This window comes from Pseudomonas sp. NGC7 (genome assembly GCF_047159675.1).
GTDB lineage: Bacteria > Pseudomonadota > Gammaproteobacteria > Pseudomonadales > Pseudomonadaceae > Aquipseudomonas > Aquipseudomonas kermanshahensis.
The window spans coordinates 3,393,866-3,418,542 of sequence record NZ_BAAFZY010000001.1 but is presented as its reverse complement, the minus strand read 5'-3'; the positions used below and the strand labels follow the sequence as shown (position 1 = coordinate 3,418,542).

The window sequence follows — 24,677 nt, the reverse complement described above, 5'->3', positions numbered from 1 at the left end:
GGCACCAGGCAATGAAAACACCTGCCGTGAGTCACCCAACCAGGCACACATTCAAACTGTCTGCCGTCACCGTGCTGATGCTCAGCCTTGGGCTGAACCCGGCAATCGCGTCTTCCCTCGATGACGTCGGCCAGCCCCCGCCGACCGACCCCTCGGCCTACACCGACCAGCCGGACGACCCAAACCCGGCGTTGCTCAACCTGTACACCATGCCGGAAGCCAACGAAGGCTCGTTGGAGCTCACCGATGGTGCCTACGGTGACCGTTCGACCGTGCGCCAGGACAACGTACTGCCGCCCGCCCTGCAAACCTCTGATAAATACCCCACCAACGGCAAGCCCAGCCCGCTGTTCGGTGCGCAGCCGTTCACCCAGCAACTGCTGCTGTTCGAAGAGTTCGGCCCGGAAAAGCTCGACCCCAGCATCCCGGCACCGGACCTGACCTTTCCTGTACCGACCCTGGGCGCGGCCCCCGCACAAGATCCCAATGTGGTCGCCCGCAGCGGCCCCAGTGGCACCGCCCTGGAAGCGTTCCTCAAACAACCAGGCTTATACCCATTCCCCACCCAGTATTCCAACGTGCTCGACCGCAACCCGTGGAAGGCGCAGATCGAGATGTTTCTCAACCGCCACCCGGTCGGCTCGCCGGCTGAAGGCCGCCCCCCAGGAAAAGGCTGGTCCCATCAGCGTTGGAACGAGTTCTACCCTCAGGCTGCGTTCAAGACCGCCCAAGCTGGCGCACGCATCAACCTAGGGTTGCGTGACCGCAAGCAAATGCACAACTATGCGGTCGGCGAGTTCGCGCCGGGCGGGCTGTACTACCAGACCTCGGACATCCCCACCACGTTGGGCACCACCAAGGGCATCGACACCCGCTTCCACCCAAGCTTCCCTCTGCAAAACCACAAATCGTTGTGGACCTTCGACGGCACCTTCCCGCCCAAGCTGCTGATGGTCCGCTATGGTCAGCCGATCTTGATGCGCCATTACAACGCCTTGCCGATCGACCCGTCGGCCAACGGCGGCTTTGGCCTGCACACCATCTCGACCCACGAGCACAACGGCCACTCCCCGGCCGAAAGCGATGGCTTTGCCAACGCCTACTTCTTCCCCGGCCAGTACTACGACTACCGGTGGCCGGTGCAGTTGGCCGGTTACGACACCATCAACACCCGCGCCCAGGACCCGCGCGCGGCGTTCCCCTGCTCACCGGGCGAAACGCTGTACGTCAACGACGCCTCGCCGGGCCTTAAAACCTGCGAAAACGGCAGCATCAAGATTCGTGGCGACTGGCGCGAAACCATGAGTACCCACTGGTTCCACGACCACATGATGGATTTCACGGCGCAGAACGTCTACAAAGGCAACGCCGTGATGATGAACTACTACAGCGCCCTGGACCGCGGCAACGAGGCTCTGCAGGATGGCGTCAACCTGCGCTTTCCCAGTGGTTCGGCCATGCCGTGGGGCAACCGCGACTATGACGTCAACCTGGTGATCGCCGACAAGGCCTGGGATGCCAACGGCCAATTGTGGTTCAACCCGTTCAATACCGACGGCTTCCTTGGCGACCAGATCCTGGTCAACTGGCAGTACCAGCCCAAGCTGAAAGTACGGGCGCGTAGCTACCGTTTCCGCATCCTCAATGGGTCGGTGTCGCGCTACTTCAAATTTGCCGTGGTGCGTGAAATCGCCGGCAGCAGCGGCGAATTCAAGGGCCCGTCCGGCTCCAACGTGTCGTATGCCCGCGTGCCGTTCCACATGATCGCCAACGACGGCAACATCATGGAACATGCCGTGCCATTCGACGGCACCCTGGACCTCAACGGCGACGGTGACCTCAAGGACAACAACGGCATTCTGCCGCTGCAAGGCATCGCCGAGCGTTACGACATCATCATCAACTTCGCCAAGAACGGCATCAAGGCAGGCGACAAGCTGTACTTCGTCAACCTGATGGAACACCAGTCAGGCAAGGGCCCGAACCAGGCTATTTCGCTGGCGGACGTGCTGTCGGAGAAATACAAGGCGGTCATCAAGCAGACCAGCAAGGGCCCGCAGTGGGACAAAGGCGACCCGGTGGTGGGCAAGTTCCTGCAACTGTTGGTGCAGCCCTACAGCGGCCAGGACCTGAGCATGGACCCAGTCGCTTATGAACCGGCCAAGCCGGGCAAGGCCGCAGGCCTGAAAATGATCCCGCTGACCCTCGACCGCAACGCTGTGGCCGACCAGGCCAAGCTCAAGGATGCCCGCCATCGCGAGTTCATCTTCGGCCGTTCAGACGGCACCGACACCAACCCTTGGACCATCAAGACCGATGGCGGCTTCGGCTACAGCATGGACCCACGTCGCATCAACGCAGCGCCGCAACTGGCCAGCGAAGCCACCCAAGGCGGCTTTAGCGGCGACGGCACCCTGGAAGTGTGGAAGATCAAGAACGGCGGCAACGGCTGGAGCCACCCGGTGCATGTGCACTTCGAGGAAGGCATCGTGCTCAGCCGCGACGGCAAGGCACCGCCAGAGTGGGAAAAGTGGGCGCGTAAGGACGTCTATCGCATCGGGCCGGATGCCGATTCGTCGGAAGAAGTGGAAATGGCCATCCGCTTCCGCGAGTTTGCCGGCACCTACATGGAGCACTGCCACAACACCCAGCACGAAGACTCGTCGATGCTGCTGCGCTGGGACCTGGAGCACCCTGGCCAGTTCCAGGTGATGCCAACCCCGTTGCCGGGTTGGGACGGTGTGGAATACGTCGCCTCTGTAGGCCTGCCGACCTTCCGCACGTCGGGCCACAATGATAACGACGATACCAACAAGCCACCGGTTGCGGTTAACGACAGTGCTGCCACCATGGCCGGCAAGGCGATCACGCTCAATGTGCTGGCCAATGACACCGACCCCGAGCGCAACCTGCCCTTGACCGTCATTGGCCTCAGCCAGCCGGATTCGGGCATGGGTACCACCAGCACCGACGGCACCACGGTGACCTACACCCCACCGGCCACCGTCGCCACACCGCTCACCGCCAGCTTCAACTACTCGGCGCGCGACGCCAAGGGTGCCGAGTCGGTCGCCCCGGCGGCGGTCAGCATCGCGGTGAGCCCGGCAGTACCGGTCGACAACATCCAGGTCAGCAGTGCCTCGGTGCAAGTGCGCAGCGGCAATCGCTACACCTGGGAGCTGGCGGGCACCACCTCGGTGGCTACCGGCAATGCCATCAACGTGACGGTGGCCACCACCAGCGGGCCGTTGAACCTGGGTGCTGCCACGCTGACCGCGGCCACCACAGGTGCCCGTTGGAGGTTGTCGGCCACCACTACCGGCAACGGGCCAGCAACACCGGCGACAGCGACCGTGACGTCGACGCTGGGGCAAAGCGTGACAGCGCCAATCAGCATCAAGTAGGCAAATCAGCTGTAGGAGCAGCCTTGTGCTGCGAAGAGGCCAGTGACAACACAATGCAATTTCGGTGCTTTCACTGGCCTTTTCGCAGCGCAAGGCTGCTCCTACAACGGTTTGTGTAGGATCTTTTACGGAGGACGACTTCATGACTGGCTCATGGCGTGTTCTGCTCGTGCTGTCGCTGTTCGCTGCCAGCATCCCGTTCTGGCCCGTGCAACCCCGGCAAGCCCCACCCCAAGAAACCGCCACCCCGTGGGGCGCCGACTACTTCCCCAATACCCCCCTGCTGACCCAGGACGGTGAAAAAGTGCACTTCTTCGATGACCTGATCAAAGACAAGGTCGTCGCCATCAACTTCATCTTCACCGGCTGCTCCGACTCCTGCCCGGTGGAAACCGCGCGCCTGCGCCAGGTGCAGAAAATCCTCGGCGACCGGGTCGGCAAGGACATATTCCTCTACTCCATCAGCATCGACCCCTACAACGACACGCCGGCCACCCTCAAACGTTACGCCGAAAAATTCGCCATTGGGCCTGGCTGGACCTTGCTTACCGGCGAGCCTGCCGACATCGAGCAATTGCGCAGAAGCTTGGGCCTGTACATAGAGGGCCTGGAAAACGGTCGCTCCAAAGACCACAACCTGAGCCTGATCATCGGCAACCAGGCCACCGGCCGCTGGATGAAAGCCTCGCCCTTCGAGAGCCCCTACATCCTCGCCGACCGCCTGGGCAACAGCTTGCACAACTGGAAGCAAGCCAGCGCCATGGCCAACGACTACGCCCATGCGCCGGAAGTCCGCTCGCCCAGCAGCGGCGAGCAGATCTTCCGCACCCGCTGCTCTTCCTGCCATACCCTGGGCGACGCCGAGCCAGGCGTGCAACGGGGCATCGGCCCCGACCTGTTAGGCGTGACCCGGCAACGCGATGCCCGCTGGCTGAGCCGCTGGCTGAAAGAGCCAGATCAGATGCTTGCGCAAAAAGACCCGCTGGCGATGCTGCTGTACGAGCAATACAACCGCCTGGCAATGCCCAACATGCGGCTGGGCGATGCCGAGGTCGCTGCACTGATGACCTACATCGAAGAAGAAACCACACGCTTGCAGACGCCTTTGGCGGACACGGCAAAACCTTAGAGGCACTTAGCCATCAGTCATCGGCCTGTCATCATACTGTCGTATGTTTTCAGCATCACCCAGGGTCGGGATTATCAGTCGTGATTCGCCGTTCGCTCTCTTCCGCCAGCCTTCTGCGCCTGTTGATCCTGATGCTGTGTGCCGCCACCCTGGCATTTCTCTGGGGGCTGCACTTCTCCCAGAAAGCCGCTGCGCGCCAGGATGCAGTGTCGGCCAAGGCGGCCGAGCACCTGAACCTGGCCAGCATCGTCGCGCAAAGCCTGCGCCAATTGGTCGACCGTGCCCAGGCCGTGGGCCGCGTCACCCAAGGCGACCTGAAGGCCCCGCGCCAGGGCAACGCCAACCTGGCCCGGTTGCTGGCCGAAGACCCGTTGTTCAAACGCATGAGCCTGTACGACCGACACGGCCGGCTCGTGTCGGCCAGCCATGCCGACGACGCCGCAACGCTGCCTGAAGACTGGCTGCGGCAGTTGCAATTGCACGTTGCCCGCTACGGCTTCAAACCCTTCATGCCCAGTATCGAGGTGCAAAGCCCGCTTAGCGCCCTGCCCAACTGGCGTCTGCCGTTCATATTGCCGCTGACCGACTTGCCCGGCCGCGAAATCGACAACATCCTGGTGGTACAGCTGGACATCGGTTACCTGGCGGTGCTGTTCCAGCACATCGACCTGGGCAGCACCGGCCTGATGCGCCTGCTGCAGGACGATGGCCACGAACGCCTGCGCATCGACTCCAGCGGGGTGATCGTGGCCGCCGACAGCCTGGAGCCTGATTTACCGCAGGCCGGGCCCGACGCGGGCGCGTTCACGCAGTATTCACCCGGCGGCCCCTACCAGAGCCTGTACCGGCGCGAGGCCGAGCGAGGCTTTAGCGTGGTGGTCAGCCAACGCTACGAAGAAATCCTGGCGCCGACGGCCTTGGCCTACTCACGGCAGTTCTGGCTGAACCTGAGCATGACCCTGATGATTCTGGCCAGCCTGGTGTGGACGTTGCGCCTGCTGCGCAAGCGCCAGGAAGCGTTCAGCGCCCTGGAGCACGCACAGCAGGTCAACCAGCAACTGATAGAGCGGCTTGAGGACGAACACCGGCGCAGCAGCCACGCCGCGGCCACTGACCACCTCAGCGGCCTGCACAACCGCCGCCAGTTCGTCGAAGTCGCTGGGCTTGCGCTGACCCGGCAGCGGGGCAAACGCCGGTTGATGGCCATCCTGTTCATCGACATGGACCGTTTCAAGTCGATTAACGACTCACTCGGCCACAAGATCGGCGACCTGCTGCTGCAAGCCGTGGCCGGGCGAATCCAACGGTTGTTGGAGCCGGGCGACGAAGCCTCGCGTTTTGGTGGTGACGAGTTCGTGGTACTGCTGGCCGGTCAGCGCAGCGAAGAACAGATCAACGCCTGGGTACGCGAGCTGGTACAGAAACTCTCGACCACCTATGCGCTGGATGGCCAGGAGGTCAACACCAGCCCCAGCGTCGGCGTCAGCATCTGCCCACGCGATGGCCAGGACATCGACAGCCTGATCCGCTGCGCCGATGCCGCGATGTACTCGGCCAAGCAGGCCGGGCGTGCCCAGTACCGCTTCTTCGACCCGTCGCTGAACCTTGTCGATATCCATGCCTTCACCCTCGAGCAAGCCTTTGGCGCGGCGTTGGCCGAGCGCCAGTTTATCCTGCATTACCAACCGCAGATCCGCCTCGATACCCACCAGGTGCTGGGCTACGAGGCACTGGTGCGCTGGGACCACCCGGAATTCGGCCTGCTTTACCCAGACCGCTTCATCGACCTGGCCGAGCGCAGTGGCTTTATCATCGAGCTTGGCTGGGAAGTGCTGCGCCTGGCTTGTGAGGCGCTCGCCCGTTGGCACGCGCAGGGCCGCGAAGCGCGCCTGGCGGTTAATGTTTCGGCGCTGCAGTTGCGCCAGGCAGGCTTCAGCACGCGGCTGCTGAACAAATTGCAAAGATACGGCATCGCCCCACACCGTCTGGAGCTGGAAATCACCGAAACCACCATCCTTGACCCCGAGGGCACAGCGGTCGAGCACCTGCAGCGCTTGCGCCAAGCGGGCCTGGGCATCAGCCTGGACGATTTCGGGCGCGGCTATGCAGGGTTCGCGCACCTGCACTCGCTGCCGTTGAGCAAGCTGAAAATCGACCGTTCGCTGATTGCCCCGTTGTCCAACAGCCATGACGACAGCCCGATCGTCTCCTCCACCATCATCCTGGCCAACCGCCTCGGCCTGGAGGTGGTGGCCGAAGGTGTGGAGACCCGTGAGCAAGTGGTGTGCCTGAAGCTCGCCGGTTGCGACATTGCCCAGGGGTATCATTTCAGCCGCCCACTGTCGCCGGCACAACTGCTCGATTACCCACCCTTCAACGGCATCGATGAAAAGGTAGGTGTCTACTAAAGAGGGATGGATGCCAGGACAGGCAAGCCGATTCGGTTTATCGTGTCACCACTGAATACCGGCTACTGCACCATGACCGACATCGAGCGCTACGTCCGCGCCGCCACCCGTGACAACACGCGGCGCAGTTACCAGGCTGCCATCGACCATTTCGAGACCCAGTGGGGTGGTTTCCTGCCGGCCACCGCCGAGGGCGTGGCCCGTTACCTGGCCGACCACGCCGAGCAGCACGCGGTGAGCACTTTGCGTCAACGCCTCGCGGCCCTCAGCCAATGGCACATCAGCCAGGGCTTCCCCGACCCGACCAAGGCGCCGCTGGTGCGCCAGGTACTGCGCGGTATTCGCACCCTGCACCCGACACCGCCAAAACAGGCTGCACCGCTGTTGCTGCAACACCTGCAAACCGCCGTGCAATGCTTCGAGGACGAAGCCCGCCAGGCACGCGAATGCCATGACTTGACCACCCTGCGCCGAGCGCGTCGCGACACGGCGCTGCTGTTGCTGGGGTTTTGGCGAGGGTTTCGGGGGGATGAGCTGGCGCGCCTGCGCGTCGAGCATATCCAGGCTGAAGCCGGTGTCGGTATCACCTTGTTCCTGCCTCGCAGCAAGGGTGACCGCGAAGCACTTGGCGTGCAGCACCGCACGCCAGCACTCAAGGCATTGTGCCCGGTCAGCGCTTACCTGCAGTGGATCGAAGTGGCTGGCATCGCCCATGGCCCGGTGTTTCGCAAGCTCGACCGCTGGGGCAACCTCAGCGACGCGGCGCTCAACAGTAACAGCCTGGTTGGGCTGCTCCGGCGCATGCTGGAGCGTGCCGGGGTACCGGCGGCGTTATACACCGGCCACTCGCTGCGCCGTGGTTTCGCCACGTGGGCCACGGCCAATGGTTGGGAACTGAAGTCGTTGATGAGCTACGTGGGCTGGAAGGACGCCAAGTCAGCACTGCGCTACATCGACTCGGCGCAACGCTTTGGTGAGCTGGCCGTGTTACCGGCCAGCCAGGTGCACAACCTCATTCCTTGAAGGCGTGGCGCGCAATGCCGCCGATTTCCGGGCGAATTGCATAGAGGTCGCCGGCATCCGGGTAGTGCCGCAGCTCTACCGCGTTCATGCCGAACCGCGCGGTGGTGATATACAAGGTGGTCATCCCTTCACCGCCAAAGCAGCAACTGGTCGGGCGCGTCACCGGCATCACCACCTGGTCGGTCAGGTGGCCGTGACGGTCGTAACGCAGCAGGCAACTGCCATTGAACTGGCACACCCACAGCCCGCCTTCGCGGTCTAGCGCAATGCCATCTGGGCGCCCCAGCTCGGCAGGTGTTTCGGCAAACAGCGTAACCTCGGTCAAGCGGCCTTCGGGCAGGTACACGGCGCGGTAGATGGCGCGGGCGACCGAGTCGACGAAGTAAACGCTGTGCCCGTCTTCCGACCAGGCCAGCCCGTTAGGCAGCGCCATGCCATCGTGGATCACCTGGTCGCTCAGTTCCGCGTCGAAACGGAACAAGGCGCCGGTCTTGCCACTTGGGGCTTCGTCCATCAGGCCGCTGACGAAACGGCCCTGGGGGTCGCAGGCACCATCGTTGAAACGGTAGGTGGAACGCGGGTGAACCGGCACGGAGTATTGCCGCACCTTGCGCGCGTTCACGTCCAGAATGGCGACACTGGAATCCTCGGTGAAGATTAGGTTGCCCTGGTCGGTCAGGGCCAGGGCGCCAATCCGTGCGGCCGACTCATACAGGCTCTCGACCTCGCCGTCCGGGTTCAACCGATTGATGCGCCCATCGGTGATATCGACGAAGTACAGCGCGCCGCTGCGCGCGTCCCAAACCGGGCTCTCGCCCAGGTCGGCGCGGGTGTTGGCGACCTTGACCGGTACGTAGTGGCATTCCTTGATGCGGCTCCAGCGTTCGGCCACTTCCTTGAAGTTGCCCGCCTGTACCCGCGCCAGGTCGCGTGGGTAGCTGACGCCGCTGTTCTCGTTGAAACGGGTGGCGGTGAACTGCCCGTTGCTGGCACGCAGGATGTAGCCCGTGTCGCGGCACAGCGAGCTGGCCAGGTACAACAACCCTGGGGTGACCCATTCGGGCTTGAGCTCTTCCGGTGCCTGGGTCACGCCCCACATGCGGGTCTTGGCCACGGGCGAGATGGCATTGACCAGGATGCCGTGCTCCATCCCTTCCATGCTCAAGGCGTTCATGATGCCGACCTGGGCCATCTTGCCGGCTGAATAGGCCACCAGCCCCGGCTGCGAATAGCGCTGGTACATGGCGCGGTCCGAGGTGGTCAGCACCACGCGCGGGGCGGCGGAATGCTTGAGGTACTTCCAGGCATGCTTGGCCAGCCACACCGGGGCGTGCACGCTGATGCCCAGCGCGCGCTGAAGAAAGGCTTCTTCCTGCGCTTCGATGCCCTGGTAATCGACCCAGCCTGCATTGTGAATGAGGATATCCAGTGCGCCAAACTGCTCAATGGCCAGCTCGATCAATTGTTGGCAGGCGCCTTCGTCTTCCAGTTGCCCGGCATGGGCGATCGCGTTGTAGCCCTTGGCCTGCAGGGCCGCGAGTGCCTGGGCCAGCGCCGACGGGTCCTCGCCCTGGCCTGCCCGGTCAGTCCCCAGGTCGCTGATGACCACGCGGGCGCCTCGCTCGGCCAGTGCCATGGCGTAAGCCAGGCCCAGCCCTTGAGCAGCACCGGTGATGATCGCGACTTTGTTCTTGAATGGGTCTGTGATTGGCATTGCAGGGCACCTTCGATTCTCCTTTTTTACGATAACAATAAAAAAATCAATGACTTAATATTAAAAGCATGCAACTTTGATATCTCAGGGATATCACCGAGGCTTTGTCACTCGGTGGCCACGCACTATGATGGCCGCCTTGCAGGGGTGGCGCCTGCCAGGCACCCCGGCAAGTCGATGAAGGAACATAGAATGATCGAGACACGTTTGCTCAGGCAGTTCATCGCCGTGGCCGAAGAACTGCACTTCCACAAGGCCGCCATCCGCCTGCACATGGCGCAGCCGCCCCTGAGCCAAGCGATCAACCGCCTTGAAGAAAAGCTCGGCTTCAGCCTGTTTCTGCGCAACAAGCGCGGGGTCAAGCTGACTGCCGCTGGCATGGCCTTTCTGGAAACCGCCTACCGCACGCTCAAAGAGCTGGAGCAAGGCATCGAGTACGCGCGCAATGTCTCGGAAGGCATCTGCGGCAAGCTGACCATCACGGCCATCTCCATTGCGTATTACGAGTCGCTGCTCACGACCTTGCGCAGGTTCCGCGAGGTCTACCCCAATGTACGCCTGACCATCCGCGAGATGCCCTCAGCCTCGCAGGCCAAGGCCTTGATAGCCGGCGAAGCCGACATCGGTTTCATGCGCAAGCTGCCGATGCCGCCCGATACCATCGAGTCGCGGCTGTTGCTCAACGAGCAGATCATCATGGCCCTGCCCGCCAACCACGCCAGGGCCCATCAGCCGCTGGTCGACCTGCGCGACTTTGCCGAAGAGGACTTCGTCTTCACCCCGCAAGCCCTGGGCAGTGGCTACCACAGCCAGTTGATCGCCCTGTGCGAGTCGGCCGGTTTCTACCCCAAGGTGGTGCAGGAGGCGGCGCAGATCCACACCCTGATCGGCCTGGTCGCCTGTGGCTTCGGCGTGGCCCTGGTGCCGGAGTCGATCGCTTACTCGACGCTGCGTGAACGCGTGCAATTCCGCCCGATCCGCCCGATCAAGGACCAGCCCACCCCAACCATGGGCCTGTACATGAACTGGAACATCCAGAACGCTTCGCCGGCCCTGGGCAGTTTCATCGCCATGCTCGACCAGGGCGCGCCGAAGCGCTTCAGCGACACCCTGCAGAACCCTCTGATCCTGTAGCCCTACACCGTCAACCGGTACTCACGTAGCCAGGTGTCCAGCGCCAGGGCCGTCTCCAGGTTGTTACGCCGCAGTTGCGAGTTGAAATAGCCCTCGGGCTGGCGCAACTCGGCGGCCAGCCGGCCGTGGTCGATGACCTGGAACACGGGCCTGTCTGGCGCCTTCAGCAACTGCCGAATGCGCTCGCGCAGAAAGCGCTCATAGGCCAGGTTCGCCGACGTTGGGTACGGGCTTTTGCGCCGTTGCAACACCGCAGGCGGTACCCGGTCGGCGCCGGCCTGCTTGAGCAACCATTTTTCCTCGCCATCCTTGCCCTTGATCGACCACGGCACGTTGTACACGTACTCCACCAGTGAATGATCAGTGAACGGCACCCGCACCTCGAGGCTCGCGGCCATGCTCAGGCGGTCCTTGCGATCGAGCAGAATCGGCAGCCAGCGCTGCAGGTGCATGTGGCAGATTTCGCGCATGCGCCGTTCCTGCGGGGTGTCCCCTGGCAGATGCTCGACGCTGTCAAGGGCCTGGTGATAACAGCTGTCCTGATACTGGGCAAAATCGCAGGCCCGGTTGAACTCAGGGTTGATCAGCTCGGGCTGCAGCAGTTGCATGCGCGACAACCAAGGGAAGCGCGCTGCGGCCACGGCCTGCGGGTCGCGGAACCAGGCGTAGCCCCCAAACACTTCATCTGCCGCCTCACCGGAGATGGCCACCGTGGAATGCGCTCGGATCGCCTTGAACAACAGGTACAACGAGGTGTCTACGTCGCCGAAGGTGGCCGCGCTGTCGTTGGCGCGGTACACCGCCAGGCGGGCCGGGTCCGACACCAACTCCCGGTTGTCGATGAGGATGGTCTGGTGCCGGCTGCCAATATACTGGGCCGCCGCCAGGGCATAAGGCTGGTCACGTTCGGGGCGAAACGCATCACTCTGAAACTGCTCGGCCTGGCCGACGAAATCCACCGAGAACGAATTCACCGCCCCGCCCTGCTCGGCCACTAACCGTTGTTGTGCCATGGCGGTCAGCAGGGTCGAGTCCAGGCCACCGGACAGCAGCGAGCAAACCGGCACATCGGCATGCAACTGCTCGCCCAAGGCATTGTCGAGCAGCTCGCGGGTGTGTTCGACCGTGGTCGTCAGGTCGTCCTGATGCTCACGGCGTTGCAACTGCCAGTAGCGGCTGATCTTCACCTGCCCCTGGGACCGCCAGGACAAACGATGCCCCGGCGGCAATTCGCTGACCCCGCGAAAGGCCGTGCGGGTGGTGCCACGGGACAGGCTCAAGGCATCCACCAAGCCGACCGCGTCCAGGGTGCTGGCAACCTCGGGGTGAGCAAGAATCGCCTTGATCTCAGAGCCGAACAGCAGCCCCTGCTGGTGACGGGCATAGTACAGCGGCTTGACCCCCAAGCGGTCACGCACCAGCAGAAAGTGGCCATCGCGCCCATCGAACACGGCGAAGGCGAACATGCCATTGAGATGGTCGCAGCACAGCTCGCCCCACTCCAGGTAGGCGTGCAGCACCACCTCGGTGTCGCTGCGTGTTTTAAACACATGCCCGGCCTGGCGCAACCGCTCGCGCAGAGCATGGTGGTTATAGACCTCGCCGGTGTACACCAGTACGACTTCCTCACCCGTGGCGAAGCGGTAGGTCATGGGCTGCACGCCACCGCTCAGGTCGATGATGGCCAGGCGCCGATGCCCCAGCAAGGCGTTGCGGTGCTGCCAGCTGCCGCTGGCATCCGGCCCGCGCAAGGCCAGGGTATCGGTCATGGCGCCGAGCACCTGGCGCTGTTGCGCGAGGTCGCGGGTGTAGTCCACCCAGCCTGTAATTCCGCACATGGTTCGCCCCTTACACCTGAAGACGACGGGTAGGCAGCAGGCCGATCAACGCCTGCACACGTTTGGCGATGTCCAGCAACTGTTGCTCGCTGTCGCGTCGGCCCATGATCTGTATCGCCAGGGGCGCCTTGCCGTCAGCGCTGAGGGCGATCGGCACGGTAATCGCCGGCAGGCCGCTGAAACTGGCCAGAGGGGTGAAACCGATTTTCTGGGCGTAGTCGTGATCGTCCGGAGACGGAATGGTCGAATCACCTGGTTGTGGGCTGCGCCGGTCGAAGGGCCGGTTCGGGTCCATCGGGAAAATAACGACATCCACCTGGGCGGCCTCGAACCAGGCATCGATACCCGCCCGCACGGCGTCCATGCGGGCATGAATGCGCGAGTAGTCGCTGTCGCTTACCCCTTCACCCACCTTGAGCGCGCTGAGCGTTGACCAATGCAGTTCGCAGTCGAAGCGCCGCGCCCAGGCCGCAGATGCCAGCCAAGCGTCGCGCGCGCACAGCTGCCAGGCATCGCCACGGCAGGCCCACAGGTCGGGCATGGCCACTTCACGCGGGGCCATGCCCAGGTCGGCCAGTGCAATACGGGCCTGGCTCAACATGTCGAGCATTGGTGCGCTGGTCAGCGCAGGGTCGAGCGCGTGTTCAAGCACGCCGACACGGTACTGCTGCTTGAGCGGCTGCTGATCGCCCAGCAACGGCCCCAAGCCCAGCATCGGCAGCAGCAGGGCAAGGTCGCCGGCGCTGCGAGTCACCCAACCCAAGGCGTCCATGCGTGGCGACAGCGGGAATACACCGGCCAGGCTGGCGGCCTTGTGGGTCATGCGCAGGCCGACCATGCCACAGTGGGACGCCGGCCAACGCACCGAGCCCAGCACATCGGTACCCAACGAGATGTCGCACAGGCCTGCAGCCACGGAAACCGCAGACCCGGTACTGGAACCCGACGGGTCGATGGTCGGGAAATGCGGGTTGCGGCAGCCAGCGCCGAACGCGATGTTCAACTCGGTGGTCGCCACCTTGCTGGTCAGCGTGATTCGCGGGTCGAGGTGGCTCAGCGCCTCGGCGCTGCGTTGCGGGTAGTGGCGGTAGCTGCGCAGCCCCAGGCGGGTCGGCAGGCCGGCGACGTCCACGGTGTCCTTCACCCCCAGCCGGACCCACGGCGCTTCGGCTGGGCGGGTGCTGGTCAGGCAGCGATAGTGGCTGTCGGCGTGATCGCGCCACGCCTCATACTGTGCAGCCCAATCAGCCGCCAGCGCAGGGCTGCGTTCCAGCAGTTCGAGGCGCTTGCGCAGGCTTAGGCCGAGGTATTCGGGCTGTTCGCGGCCACTGGCAAGCGGCGCACCGCAGTGGTTCAGGTAATGGGCGATGGTGCCCTGGGTATCAGCGTGGCTCATGGGTGTAGTCCTTGACAGTGGATGAGGCGGCCCACGGTTGGGGCTTGCCAGTGGCAGACAGCGGCAGGTGTGCGACCCGGCGCACGGCGACCGGTCGCGGGTGGTGCGCAGGCCAGTGCTTGAGCGCTTCGCGCACGGCCTGTTCGGTTAACGTTGGCGAACTGAACAGCACTTCGAACGCTTCGGCGCGCAACCCATCGCGCACCGCCACGCAGGCCAGGGTCGGGCACTGCAGGCGTTGGCCGAACTCGCTGGCCAGGCGCGCCAGGTCGAGCCGAACCCCGTTGACCTTGATCAGGCTGCTGGCCCGGCCCAGCCATTGAAAGCGTCGCGCGTCCAATGGCAGTACCAGGTCATCGCAACGATGATGGTGTGCCGGGGTTGCAGCGCCCTGCTCCCGCGCGATGCGTGGGCTGCTGACGTCCAGCGGGCCGGCTGCGCCGATCGGGCTCAGCAACTCGACATCGCTCAGCAGCGTCCACGGTTGCTCTGCGGTACTCTGCGCATCCAGCGCGCGATAGGCCATGGCGCCGGTTTCGGTGGCACCCAGCAGCTCGATGAAGCGCACCTGCGGCCCTGCGAAGCGGTGCACGGTGGCCAATGCGTCCGGTGGCAACAGCGATGCGCTGTGCACCACCAGTACTGAACGCCGTGCTGACAGGCGCGCCAGCAGTGCAGGCAAGAGCCGCCAGGTGCTGGCAATGGCGAGGATCACACAGGGCCCGTCGCCATCGAGTTGCGGTAACTGCTGCTGTTCCAGCGAGCAGGCCTGTAACCGCGCGCTCAGCCATTGCGCACCGACCTCGCCCAGGATCATCCCATAGCTGTGGCAGCTCGGCGCGAACGACAGGACCTCGGTCGCGTCAGCCGCCCAGCGGCCGAGAATCAGCGCGGCCTCGTCGACCATCTGCGCGTGGCTGCGTAGCCAGTGGCGTGGCGCGCCGGTGGAGCCCGACGTGGTGAACAGATGATCGCCGCTCACGGGGTGGCCTGCAGGGTCAATTGGTCTTCGCGTTTCTGGGCGACGAACTGCTCCATCTTTTCCAGTGTTTCAAACCAGTAGCGAACGTCGTCACTCAGGTAATCCACTTCGATGGCGAAACAGGCTTCAATGGCGGTGATGACTTCGACGGCCATCAGGCTGTCGAAGCGTTCGCCTAGAAAATCGCGGAAGCTGTCGCGCTTATCGATGGCGTTGACCTCGTCGCCGAGTAGTTGCGCCAGTGCCTGACGAATCTGCTGCTCAATAGAAAGGTTGCTCACGCGCCTGGTTTTCCTTGTTGATGGTGGGCATTGATCAATGCCGTTCCCGCGCTGTAGAACACGTGTTCTGGCAGGATCGGATCAAACTGCAAATAGATGAAAGCGTTCGGGTAGTGACTGACCAGGCAACGGTGCAGGCCTTCGGCCAAGGCCGCATGGGCCAGCCCGTCGCGCGCCACCGACAGGGTGATGCGCAGGTAGAACTGCAACGCCACGCCGTTGCCATCCACGGTCGGCAACGGCATGCCGGCGCTGAACACGCACCCCGGTTCCAGCGGATTGAAAAACACCATGCAGTGCGCGGTATCGGCGCCCTGCGCTTTCAGCAGGCGGGTGAACGCCAGGGCCAGGCGCTTGCGCTCGAGGGGCTGCAGTGGTGCGCAGGTAACAGTAATGGTTGGCATGCCTGCTCCTCACGACAGCTGCAGGTTGGGCAGGTGCTGACGCCTGCCTTCGGCAAACGCCTGCAACAAGCGCCCCAGGCAATCGGACAGTGCGTCGTGGCCCTCCAGGTACAGCGGTGACCAGGCATGGCCTTGGCCGCTGCGCACCTTGTCGAGGAAGAACTGCAGGTGCACGCGGTCGACCGGCAGCCCCTGCGCGGCGCCGAACGCCACGGCCTGGTAGGTGCTGAGCAAATCAGGGATGCGCTGCCCCAGATTGGCGAAGCCGCCCTGGCGCACCTTGTGCGCAACCAGCAGTTCGTTTGCCTGCTCGCGCACATCCCAGCCCACATGGTTCAGGCAGATCAAGGCTTGCAGGCTGGCACGCAAGGACGCCTGCCCTCGTGGGTAGGCTGCGTGCCCACCTTGCTGAGCGCAACTGGCCACAAAGGCCTCCAGCGCCACGAGGTCGACCCTAGCGTTATTGCCCAGTTGCTGGAGGATCGCCACCGCAGACGCCGTGGACACCAAGTCCGACCCGCGCCCCTCCCAGAACCCGAAGCCACCATCGGGGTTCTGCAACGAGGCCAGCCAGTGCCCGACCGCCTTGCGCGCCGCTGGCTGGCTGGCGAAGGCGCCCGCCGCCAGGCCCCAATTGGTGCAGCGGACTTCGGCGCCCCGCCCTGGCATGTACATGAGCCCAGGCTCGTTAGGCATCTGGCAGCCTTCGATCCAGTGCAAGGCTGCCGCCCGCTGCGCAGCACTCAGCTGTTCGCCGAGCACGGCAGCCGCCGTGGTCAGCACATCCGCCGCGCTGTCGACCTGCCGATAGGTGTAGCCACCCTGAGGCAGCGCCAAGGTCGCGATGAACCGTGCAATGCCATCTGCCAGGTGGGCCACCGGCTCTCCCAGCGCCTTGAGCGAGCCCACCGCGCAGAAAGCGGCCCAGACGTCCTCGCCGTCATAGCCCTGCCAACGCACGAAGGCGCCACTGGGCCGGCGCAGTGCGTCGATCCAGGCGATACACGCGTGGCGCGCCAACGGCTGCGCGTGCAATGCCGCAAGGCTAGCCGTGGCGCGGTAGGTCGCCCACAGGCACGGCTGCTCGGCAGCCTCGCTGAAACGAAAGCCGCCGCTTTCCACCTGCTGCGCCTGCAACCAGGCAATCAACCGCGGCAGGTCCCACCGCGGTGCGGGCAGCCCTTGCTGGGCCAGGGCTCGTGCGGCCATTACGCCGTAGAAGCAGGCACGGGTGTCGGCCAAGTTGCGCTGGGCAAAGTCCGCGGACCAACTGAGGCCGCCATTGCTGCACTGCAGCCCTTCCAGCCAGGCGTACAACGCCGGGGCATCGGCCACCTGCCCCTGGCACACCTCGATTAACGTGCGCACGGCATAGTGGGTGGCCCAGACATCCGCCGTCTGCCCGGGGCACATGGCGTAGGCATCACCGTCGAACAGGGTCTGAAGCCAATCGGCGGTTTGGGCGCCATGGTCGATGGCGATACCCAGGTCCTTGAGCGTTTCAGTGCAATAAAAAGTCGCCCAGGCGTCGGATGGCATGCCCTTGCTCCAGGCGAACCCCCCGTCGCGGTTACGCCGGGACTGGATATAGCTGTGCAGGGCCGGCGTATCGACGCTGTCGAGGCGCTCGACCCAGGCCAGGCTGCGGATCGCGGCGTACGTGCACCACAAGTCAGGCTGGCCGTTGCCCAGGCCGTGCCCTTGGGCAAGGGGTGACGTGGTCATTGCTTGCCCCCCACGAAGCGCAGGTTGGTCTTCTTCCAGCTTTTTTGCGAGCCACCGCTCTTGTTGATGGCCGACAAGTTGTTGACGAACAGCACACGGCTCCAGCGCAGCCCCATCAGTTGCTCGGAACGTGCCAGCAGCTGCGCTTGCAATGGGCCTTCCTGGGCGTTGTCCCAGTGCACGTCACGTTCAAGGATTAACGCGGCGCTGTCGTTCTGGCGATCGATTTCGATCACATAACCGGTGGCGTCGCAGGCGCCGTAGACCACCTCTTCGACGGCGCGAATCTCAAGGTCCACCCCGGCCACCGCAATGCTGTCGCTGTCGCGGCCATTGACCAACAGGCTGGGGCTGCTCCGCCCGGCTTGCCAAGGCGCGGTAAGGGTGACGCTGTCGCCGGTGTCCAGCCGCAGTAACGGCCGCGCGTACAGGTTCAGCGGGGTGACGACGAGGCGGCCTGTCAGGCCTTCGGCGGGCGTTACCAGCCTGCCGTCCGGCAACAGCAGCTCGAAATAATTGGTGGCCGTGGCCAGGCGCATCTGCTGGTCCGCGCCTACGGCTGCCAGCGTGCCGGTCTCGGTACTGCCATAACTGGCGTCGTGTACCTCGCAGTGCCACCCGCGGGCCAAACGGTCACGAAACGGCTGGGTGTTGACCTCGCCCAGCAGCATGATCGTGCGCACCGACTGAGCAAACGTGTCGAGCAGCTCCCGCTGCTTGAGGTAGCGGGTCAGTTGCACCAGTACGCCGGGCGCGATGAACAGCACCGTGGGCCGGTAGGTGTCGAAGGTCGTGCACACCCGTTCCCAGTCGGTGATGCCGGTGGTAAAGGGATAGAGCCGTACATGCGACACGTCGAGGTATTCGCAGACGTTGGCGATCAGGTCGCCGACCGGCACGATGTCCGATGGCATCAGGTTGGCCACCCGCGCCCCGGGCTGCAGCACCGCTCGCCAGTGGCTGGCGACGCTGACGGCATTCCAGATGATGTCGTGTTTCAGGCGCGGGGTTGGGGTTGGCTCGCCGGTGGTGCCGGTGGTGGCGTAGTACTTGGCCGCATCGCCAAGGGCTACGGTGCAAAACGCCAGGGGTTGGCTTTTCAGCGCGGCCTTGGCGGTCAGCGGCAATTGCTGGAACGCTGTGAAGCTGTAGGGGCCAATCCCTGCGTAATGGCTACTGTGTTGTGCACGCGTCCAGACTGCTTGCAACTTGCGTTCATAGAATGCCGCATCGGGCACACGCCCGACCTGCTGTTGAAGTTCGCCCTCGGCATCCTTCAACACGCCGAAATCCTTATCACCATGAACTAACATCGACTCGCCCTCTCGAATAAACAGTGCAGAGAATTGGCGAGCGACGGGGGTTAAGTAAAATACTTAATAGTAAGTAGCGGTGAGAGTCGGACGGTATTACTGGGCCGAAATAGAGCCTTTTGCGTGGGTTGTATGTAGTGCTTTTCTGATCGAAATCAGCGATTCGGCCTTTGTTTATGGCGAGATATCAAACAAAGATAATTTCCATATTTGCCAAGTCTCATAACTTCGGCATGGACGTGAAGGCGCGGCCTTAGGGCGCGAAAGGGCTGCAAAGCAGCCCCCACACTAGTTGCACTTACACGGAAATCTCTGACCGCGCTTACACCGCGCAGCGCCACAGCCGGGCGATATCACCGGCGCGCGCCTGCAGCAGCTCGCGGGCGTTGGCGCACGCCTGCTCCAGGCTCATCGGCCCGCTGGCCAACGCAAAAGCCGCGTCGATGCCATGGCCATACAACTGCTGATACCCCTCCCCCAACGTGCCTGCCAGCACCACCACCGGTACACCATGGCGCTTTGCGACCCGAGCCACACCCATCGGCGTCTTGCCACGCAGGGTCTGGGCATCGAAACGCCCCTCGCCGGTCAGCACCAGGTCGGCGCCTTGTACCAGCCCGTCCAGGCCGGCCAACTCAGCCACCACCTCGACGCCAGGTCGGAACTGCGCGCCCATGAACGCCTTGGCCGCAAAGCCCATGCCGCCTGCAGCGCCGCAGCCCGGGAAATCACGCACGTCCTCGCCCAGCAATTGCGCACAGTGATCGGCAAAGTGCCCCAGTGCCTGGTCCAGTGCTTCTACTTGCTGCGGGTTTGCCCCTTTCTGCGGGCCGAATATTGCCGAAGCGCCATTGGCACCGCAGAGTGGGTTGTCGACGTCGGCCGCAACCTCGACCTGGACCTCGGCCAGCCGAGGGTCGAGGTCGCTGGCATCGATACGTGCCAGCTTTGCCAGGGCCAGCCCCCCTTCGTCCAGTGCTTGCCCCTCGGCATCCAGCAGCCGCAGCCCCAGGGCGCGCAGCATGCCACTGCCGCCGTCATTGGTCGCGCTGCCGCCAATGGCCAAGACAATGCGGCGGGCACCCGCAGCCAAGGCGGCGGCGATCAGTTCGCCCGTACCCCAGGTGCTGCTGCGGCAGGCATCACGCTGCTGGGTGGGCACCAATTGCAGGCCACTGGCCTGGGCCATTTCGATGATCGCCGTGCGGCTCTGCGGCAGCCAACCCCAGCCGGCCTCGACGCTGTGCCCCAACGGCCCACGTACAGCCAGGCGGCGTAATTCGCCCTGGCTGGCGGCCAAGATGGCGTCCATGGTGCCTTCACCGCCGTCGGCCATGGGGCATTCGATGAGCTCGGCATCCGGCCACACCTCGGCCAGGCCAGTGGCAATGGCGCGGGCAACACCGGCAGCGTCGAGGCTGTCCTTGAACGAGTCGGGGGCGATGACGATCTTCATGGGGATTCTCCTGTCCAGATGAGCGGCATGCTGACAGTTGCCTGGCAAGGTGGCCTCGGTCAAATGCACAAGACGGCGGAGGCGTTGTTTGGGCAAATGCCTTCGGCCCGCGCTTCACTCAGCTCGTAACAACTGCAACCCCAGGTACAGGCTGAGCATCCCCTCCATCCGCAAGGGGTCGACCTCGCCCAGCTCGGCGATCCGCTCCAGCCGGTAGCGCAGGCTGTTGCGGTGAATACCCAAGGCGTCGGCACAGGCCTGGCTCTGGCCATCATGGGCACACCAGGCGCGCAAGGTCGCAATCAGCTGACCACTGGCGTCCTTGGCGCGGATGCGTTGCAGCGGTTGCAACAGCTCATCCAGCGCATCGTCATTGCGATGCCGCCACAGCAAGGCCGGTAGCCGGTACCGCTCAAGGCTGAGCAGGCGCTCGGCCGGCAGCACCTCCTGGCCATAAGCCAGCAGGTCGCGCACCCGGCGATAACCACGGCGCAGTTGTTCCAGGCTTTGCGCCACGCACCCCAGGGCCAAGCGCTCAACCTGCCACCCGTGACGCTCGAGGCGCTCCAGCAACCGCGCGTCGTCCAGCACCAGGCCCGCCGGGCGACACCACAGCAGCGATTGCCGTGCGGGGCTGACGCACCAGCTGTCCGGGTAACGGCTCATCAGCCAGCACGACAGGGCTTCGGCAGGCGGCCCTGATTCCAGCTCGAACAGGCAAGGCACCCTTGGCAGTTGCGGCTTCAGGCCGAGCTGACGGGCTTCATCGAGCAGCCGAGGCGAATCGCCGCTGCCGCCTAACAGCAAGGCGAGCAGGTCGTCGCAGCGTTGCCGCCGCCATTGCTGTTCAACCTGCAGGTGGCGCTGGGCCAGGAGCATTTCAGCAGTCATGCGCACCAGTTCGCCATAGGTACGCAGCTGCTGCGGGTCGCCGGTCAGGCCCAACACGCCCATCAGCCGGCCATCGAGCATCAATGGCAGGTTCACCCCGGGCTGCACGCCCTTGAGGCACTTGGCCGCGTCCACGTCGAGCTCGACGATCCGGCCGTTGGCCAGCACCAGTTGCGCGCCCTCGTGGCGGGTGTTGATGCGCTCCGGCTCGCCACTGCCCAGGATCAACCCCTGGCTGTCCATGACATTGACGTTGCACGGCAAAATGGCCATCGCCCGATCAACGATATCCTGCGCCAGGTCATGGTCGAGTTCGAACATTCAAGGGTCCTTAGGGTGGTAGGCTTTGGTCCCGGGCACAGCGCCCCTGGTCAATCGCTGTGCAAAAGCACAAAGACAGGCACGCCGCTGTCCCCGAGACTCGTCAGGGCGAGCGCCGGAACAGGCGACGCGGTGACAACCATAACAACAGAGAACCCGATCATGGCACACAGCCCCGCCCCTGACCAAGGCACGGACACCACCCGCAATGCGCTGTACCGGCGCATCACCTTGCGGCTGATTCCGTTCATTTTCATCTGCTACCTGTTCAACTACCTGGACCGCGTCAACGTCGGCTTTGCCAAGCTGCAGATGCTCGACGCGCTTAAATTCAGCGAAACGGTATACGGCCTTGGCGCCGGTATCTTCTTCATCGGCTACGTCCTCTGCGGCCTGCCGAGCAACCTGGCGCTCAACCGCTTCGGCCCACGGCGCTGGATCGCGCTGATGATGATCGCCTGGGGCAGCCTCTCGACCTGCCTGCTGTTCGTCACCACCCCCACCGAATTCTACACCCTGCGCCTGCTGACCGGCGCGGCTGAAGCCGGCTTCTTCCCTGGCGTGGTGCTGTACCTCTCGCGCTGGTTCCCGGCGGCCCGTCGCGGCGGCATCATGGCCTTGTTCATGTCGGCGATCCCGGTGTCGGGGCTGTTGGGCGGGCCGTTTTCCGGCTGGATCCTCGAACATTTCGCCGCCGGCCAGCATGGCCTTGCCGGCTGGCAATGGCTGTTCCTGATTCAGGGCCTACCCACCGTCGTGCTGGGTTGCCTGGCAATTCGCCTGCTCAGCGACGGCTACCAGAAAGCCGCCTGGCTGAGCACGACCGAACGCCAACTGATCGAAGCCGACCTGAAGGCCGATGCCGCCAGTAAACCCGCCACCACCGGTGACGGCGTGCTCGCGGTGTTGACCAACCCGTTGATCTGGACGTTCGGCTTCGTCTACTTCTGCATCCAGAGCGGTGTGTACGCGATCAACTTCTGGCTGCCGTCGATCATCAAGAACATGGGCTTCGACAACCCCTTGTTGATTGGCTGGCTGAGCGCCATTCCGTACCTGCTGGCGGGTGTGTTCATGATCGTCTGCGGGCGTTCGGCAGACCGGCGCAACGAACGTCGGTGGCACCTGGTGGTGCCGATGCTGATGGGCGCCATTGGCCTGTTGATTGCGGTCAACTTCGCCGGCAACCCGACCATCGCCATTCTTGGCCTGTCGATCGCCACCATGGGCGCCCTCACCGGCCTGCCGATGTTCTGGCCAATGCCTACCGCCCTGCTCAGCGCAGGTGCGGCCGTGGCCGGCCTTGCGCTGATCAACTCGGTGGGCCAGATGGCCGGCTTCCTCAGCCCGTACCTGGTGGGTTTCATCAAGGACCAGACCGGCTCGACTGATGCTGCGCTGTATTCGTTGGCGGCATTGATCGTGGTCGGTAGCCTGGTGGCGCTGCGGGTAACGCGCGCAGGGGCGTTGGCCACAGCCAAGGCCAACTAGAACGCCTGTGTAGGAGCAGCCTTGTGCTGCGAAGAGGCCGGTGATAGCAGCGAACATTTGCTGTGTGATCACCGGCCTCTTCGCAGCACAAGGCTGCTCCTACAGGGCAATGCCCCCGATCGTCGGCTCGGGTCAGCAACTCATCACCACAGGCGTCAAATGGTTCCAAAGGCCCTTTTGGAGAACCCCCATGACCCAGCACGCCGTGGCCCGCCTCGATCAGCTCGACCCCAACCGCCCCCTGCGTGTACAGGCCGGCAGTGAAGAACTCATCCTGATCCGCCAGGGCGACCTGGTGCATGCCTACCAGGCCAACTGCCCGCACGCTGGCGCCCCGCTTGAAGAAGGCGTGATCTGCTCGGGGCTGTTGGTCTGCCCATGGCACAAGGCGGCGTTTGCCGTGGACGAAGGTGCGGTGTGCGAACCGCCGGCACTGGCCGACCTGCGCCGCTACCGTGCGTGGGTCAAAGGTGATGAGGTGTGGGTGGATGACCAACCCCTGGCCAAGGCCGAGCCCCCGCGGCACAGCGATGCCCGTTGTTTCGTGGTAGTCGGTGCCGGCGCCGCCGGCAGTGCCGCCGTCGCTACCTTGCTGCGGCAAGGTTTCGCCGGCCGCCTGGTCTGGCTCGACCAGGAACACCAGCCAGCCTACGACCGGACCGCGCTCAGTAAATTCGTCATTGCTGGGCAAATGCCACCAGATGAGGTCCCAGCCCTGCTCGAAGCGGATGACTTGCGCAAAGGCCACCTGATCCGTCAGCACGGCAAGGTCCGCACACTCAACAGCGAGAAACGCCAGATCATCCTTGCCGACGGGCAGCACATCGACTATGACGCTTGCCTACTGGCAACGGGCAGTAAAGCGCAACGTCCAGCGCTCCCGGGGGCAGATCTGCCGGGTGTATTCACCCTGCGCTCACGTGAGGACGCCGCGCTGTTGCTCGACGCTGCAGAACCCGGGCAGCCGGTGGTGATCGTCGGCGACGGTTTCATCGGCCTGGAGGCCGCCGCTGCACTGCGCAAGTACGGCCTGCAGGTGCACCTGGTCACCCGCCATGAGGTGCCGTTGGCCAAACAGTTGGGTGAACGTATCGGGCGCAGCATTCGCGAACTGCACGAACGCAAAGGCGTGGTCTTTCACGGCCCCACCGAAGTCGAACGTTTCGAAGGTCAGGCTAAGGTGGAGGCCGTGTTGCTGGCCAACGGTGAACGGCTGCAGGCGCCATTGGTATTGCTGGGCACCGGGGTCAAACCTGCCACAGCCTATGTGCAAGGGGTGGCGCTGGCCGACGATAAATCGCTGCCGGTCAATGCCGAAATGCGTGCGGCACCCGGGCTGTGGGCCGCTGGTGATATCGCCACCTTCCCCCTGGCTGGCCGGCCCGTGCGCATCGAACACTGGCGCCTGGCCCAGCAACACGGCGTGATCGCTGCGGCCAACATGCTCGGCGAGCAGCGCCGCTACGAAGATGTGCCGTTCTTCTGGACCTACCAGCATGGGCGCACCTATGAAGTCCTGGGGCATGCACGGGACTGGAACCGCATCGAGTTCGTTGGCCAGCCGGAGCAAGGCGATTTCGTCGCGCTGCAATGCGTGGATGAGCAAGTCGAGGCCGTCATCGCCAAGGGCTACTCGGATGCCATGGCGCAGCTGTCGCAGCGGATGAAGCGGCCGTTGCGCCTGGACGAGGCGCTGAAGCTGATTGGCTGACTTTTCCGGGAAAAAATCAGCTATGGTTTCCCCACCTCTAATAACAAGTATTTCGT

At 64.0% G+C, this 24,677-nt stretch carries 17 protein-coding genes and 1 pseudogene; 7 read left to right on the top strand and 11 right to left on the bottom strand.

What is annotated here, in order from left to right:
- Positions 1–11: 11 nt before the first annotated feature.
- From ACMCNM_RS15300 to ACMCNM_RS15285, 4 genes are all read left to right on the top strand, one after another.
- Positions 12–3,404, top strand: a complete 3,393-nt coding sequence (locus tag ACMCNM_RS15300) for an Ig-like domain-containing protein (RefSeq protein ID WP_412764804.1) — start codon at positions 12–14, stop codon at positions 3,402–3,404.
- Positions 3,405–3,546: 142 nt separating this feature from the next.
- Entirely contained in the window at positions 3,547–4,533 is a 987-nt protein-coding gene (locus ACMCNM_RS15295) for an SCO family protein (RefSeq protein WP_186702897.1), read from the top strand.
- Between the two features lie 80 nt (positions 4,534–4,613).
- Positions 4,614–6,941, top strand: a complete 2,328-nt coding sequence (locus ACMCNM_RS15290) for a putative bifunctional diguanylate cyclase/phosphodiesterase (protein ID WP_412764803.1) — start codon at positions 4,614–4,616, stop codon at positions 6,939–6,941.
- 42 nt (positions 6,942–6,983) lie between these two features.
- Complete coding sequence (locus ACMCNM_RS15285) at positions 6,984–7,964, top strand: site-specific integrase (RefSeq protein WP_218186931.1); 981 nt, start codon at positions 6,984–6,986, stop codon at positions 7,962–7,964.
- Here ACMCNM_RS15285 and ACMCNM_RS15280 read toward each other — a convergent pair.
- Positions 7,954–9,006, bottom strand: coding sequence for an SMP-30/gluconolactonase/LRE family protein (locus ACMCNM_RS15280; protein ID WP_412765927.1), 1,053 nt, complete (start codon positions 9,004–9,006; stop codon positions 7,954–7,956). The two genes, ACMCNM_RS15285 and ACMCNM_RS15280, sit on opposite strands and share 11 nt — an antisense overlap.
- 27 nt (positions 9,007–9,033) lie before the next feature.
- Positions 9,034–9,678: pseudogene (locus tag ACMCNM_RS15275) on the bottom strand (SDR family NAD(P)-dependent oxidoreductase); the annotation flags it as partial.
- 192 nt (positions 9,679–9,870) lie between these two features.
- On the opposite strand from ACMCNM_RS15275, the gene ACMCNM_RS15270 reads away from it, so the two are divergent.
- A complete protein-coding gene (locus tag ACMCNM_RS15270; protein ID WP_412764802.1) occupies positions 9,871–10,812 on the top strand; it encodes a LysR family transcriptional regulator in 942 nt (313 codons plus the stop codon).
- A gap of 2 nt (positions 10,813–10,814) precedes the next feature.
- Here the strand turns inward: ACMCNM_RS15270 and asnB are convergent, their stop codons facing one another.
- The 9 genes from asnB to ACMCNM_RS15225 all read right to left on the bottom strand — a co-directional run bounded on the left by asnB (position 10,815) and on the right by ACMCNM_RS15225 (position 21,419).
- Positions 10,815–12,650: an asparagine synthase (glutamine-hydrolyzing) gene (asnB, locus tag ACMCNM_RS15265; RefSeq protein WP_412764801.1), complete on the bottom strand. Its 1,836-nt coding sequence runs from the start codon at positions 12,648–12,650 to the stop codon at positions 10,815–10,817.
- A 10-nt stretch (positions 12,651–12,660) separates the two neighbouring features.
- Positions 12,661–14,046: an amidase gene (locus tag ACMCNM_RS15260; RefSeq protein ID WP_412764800.1), complete on the bottom strand. Its 1,386-nt coding sequence runs from the start codon at positions 14,044–14,046 to the stop codon at positions 12,661–12,663.
- Positions 14,033–15,028 carry an AMP-binding protein gene (locus tag ACMCNM_RS15255; RefSeq protein ID WP_186681626.1) on the bottom strand — a complete coding sequence of 332 codons (996 nt, stop codon included), beginning with the start codon at positions 15,026–15,028 and terminating at the stop codon, positions 14,033–14,035. Before ACMCNM_RS15255 ends, ACMCNM_RS15260 begins: the two co-directional genes overlap by 14 nt.
- Positions 15,025–15,309, bottom strand: a complete 285-nt coding sequence (locus ACMCNM_RS15250) for an acyl carrier protein (RefSeq protein ID WP_027595408.1) — start codon at positions 15,307–15,309, stop codon at positions 15,025–15,027. The genes ACMCNM_RS15255 and ACMCNM_RS15250 overlap by 4 nt, the downstream gene beginning before the upstream one ends.
- Complete coding sequence (locus ACMCNM_RS15245) at positions 15,306–15,713, bottom strand: hypothetical protein (protein WP_412764799.1); 408 nt, start codon at positions 15,711–15,713, stop codon at positions 15,306–15,308. The genes ACMCNM_RS15250 and ACMCNM_RS15245 overlap by 4 nt, the downstream gene beginning before the upstream one ends.
- 9 nt (positions 15,714–15,722) lie before the next feature.
- Entirely contained in the window at positions 15,723–17,438 is a 1,716-nt protein-coding gene (locus tag ACMCNM_RS15240; protein WP_412764798.1) for a prenyltransferase/squalene oxidase repeat-containing protein, read from the bottom strand.
- Positions 17,435–18,721: a phenylacetate--CoA ligase family protein gene (locus ACMCNM_RS15235; RefSeq protein ID WP_412764797.1), complete on the bottom strand. Its 1,287-nt coding sequence runs from the start codon at positions 18,719–18,721 to the stop codon at positions 17,435–17,437. Before ACMCNM_RS15235 ends, ACMCNM_RS15240 begins: the two co-directional genes overlap by 4 nt.
- 352 nt (positions 18,722–19,073) lie before the next feature.
- Positions 19,074–20,207 (bottom strand): glycerate kinase, encoded by a 1,134-nt coding sequence (locus tag ACMCNM_RS15230; protein ID WP_412764796.1) that lies wholly within the window; start codon positions 20,205–20,207, stop codon positions 19,074–19,076.
- 114 nt (positions 20,208–20,321) lie between these two features.
- Positions 20,322–21,419: a sugar diacid recognition domain-containing protein gene (locus tag ACMCNM_RS15225; RefSeq protein WP_412764795.1), complete on the bottom strand. Its 1,098-nt coding sequence runs from the start codon at positions 21,417–21,419 to the stop codon at positions 20,322–20,324.
- A gap of 162 nt (positions 21,420–21,581) precedes the next feature.
- Here ACMCNM_RS15225 and ACMCNM_RS15220 point away from each other — a divergent pair, with 162 nt between their 5' ends.
- Entirely contained in the window at positions 21,582–22,910 is a 1,329-nt protein-coding gene (locus ACMCNM_RS15220; protein WP_412764794.1) for an MFS transporter, read from the top strand.
- A 190-nt stretch (positions 22,911–23,100) separates the two neighbouring features.
- Complete coding sequence (locus tag ACMCNM_RS15215) at positions 23,101–24,621, top strand: FAD-dependent oxidoreductase (protein WP_412764793.1); 1,521 nt, start codon at positions 23,101–23,103, stop codon at positions 24,619–24,621.
- Positions 24,622–24,677 lie beyond the last annotated feature (56 nt).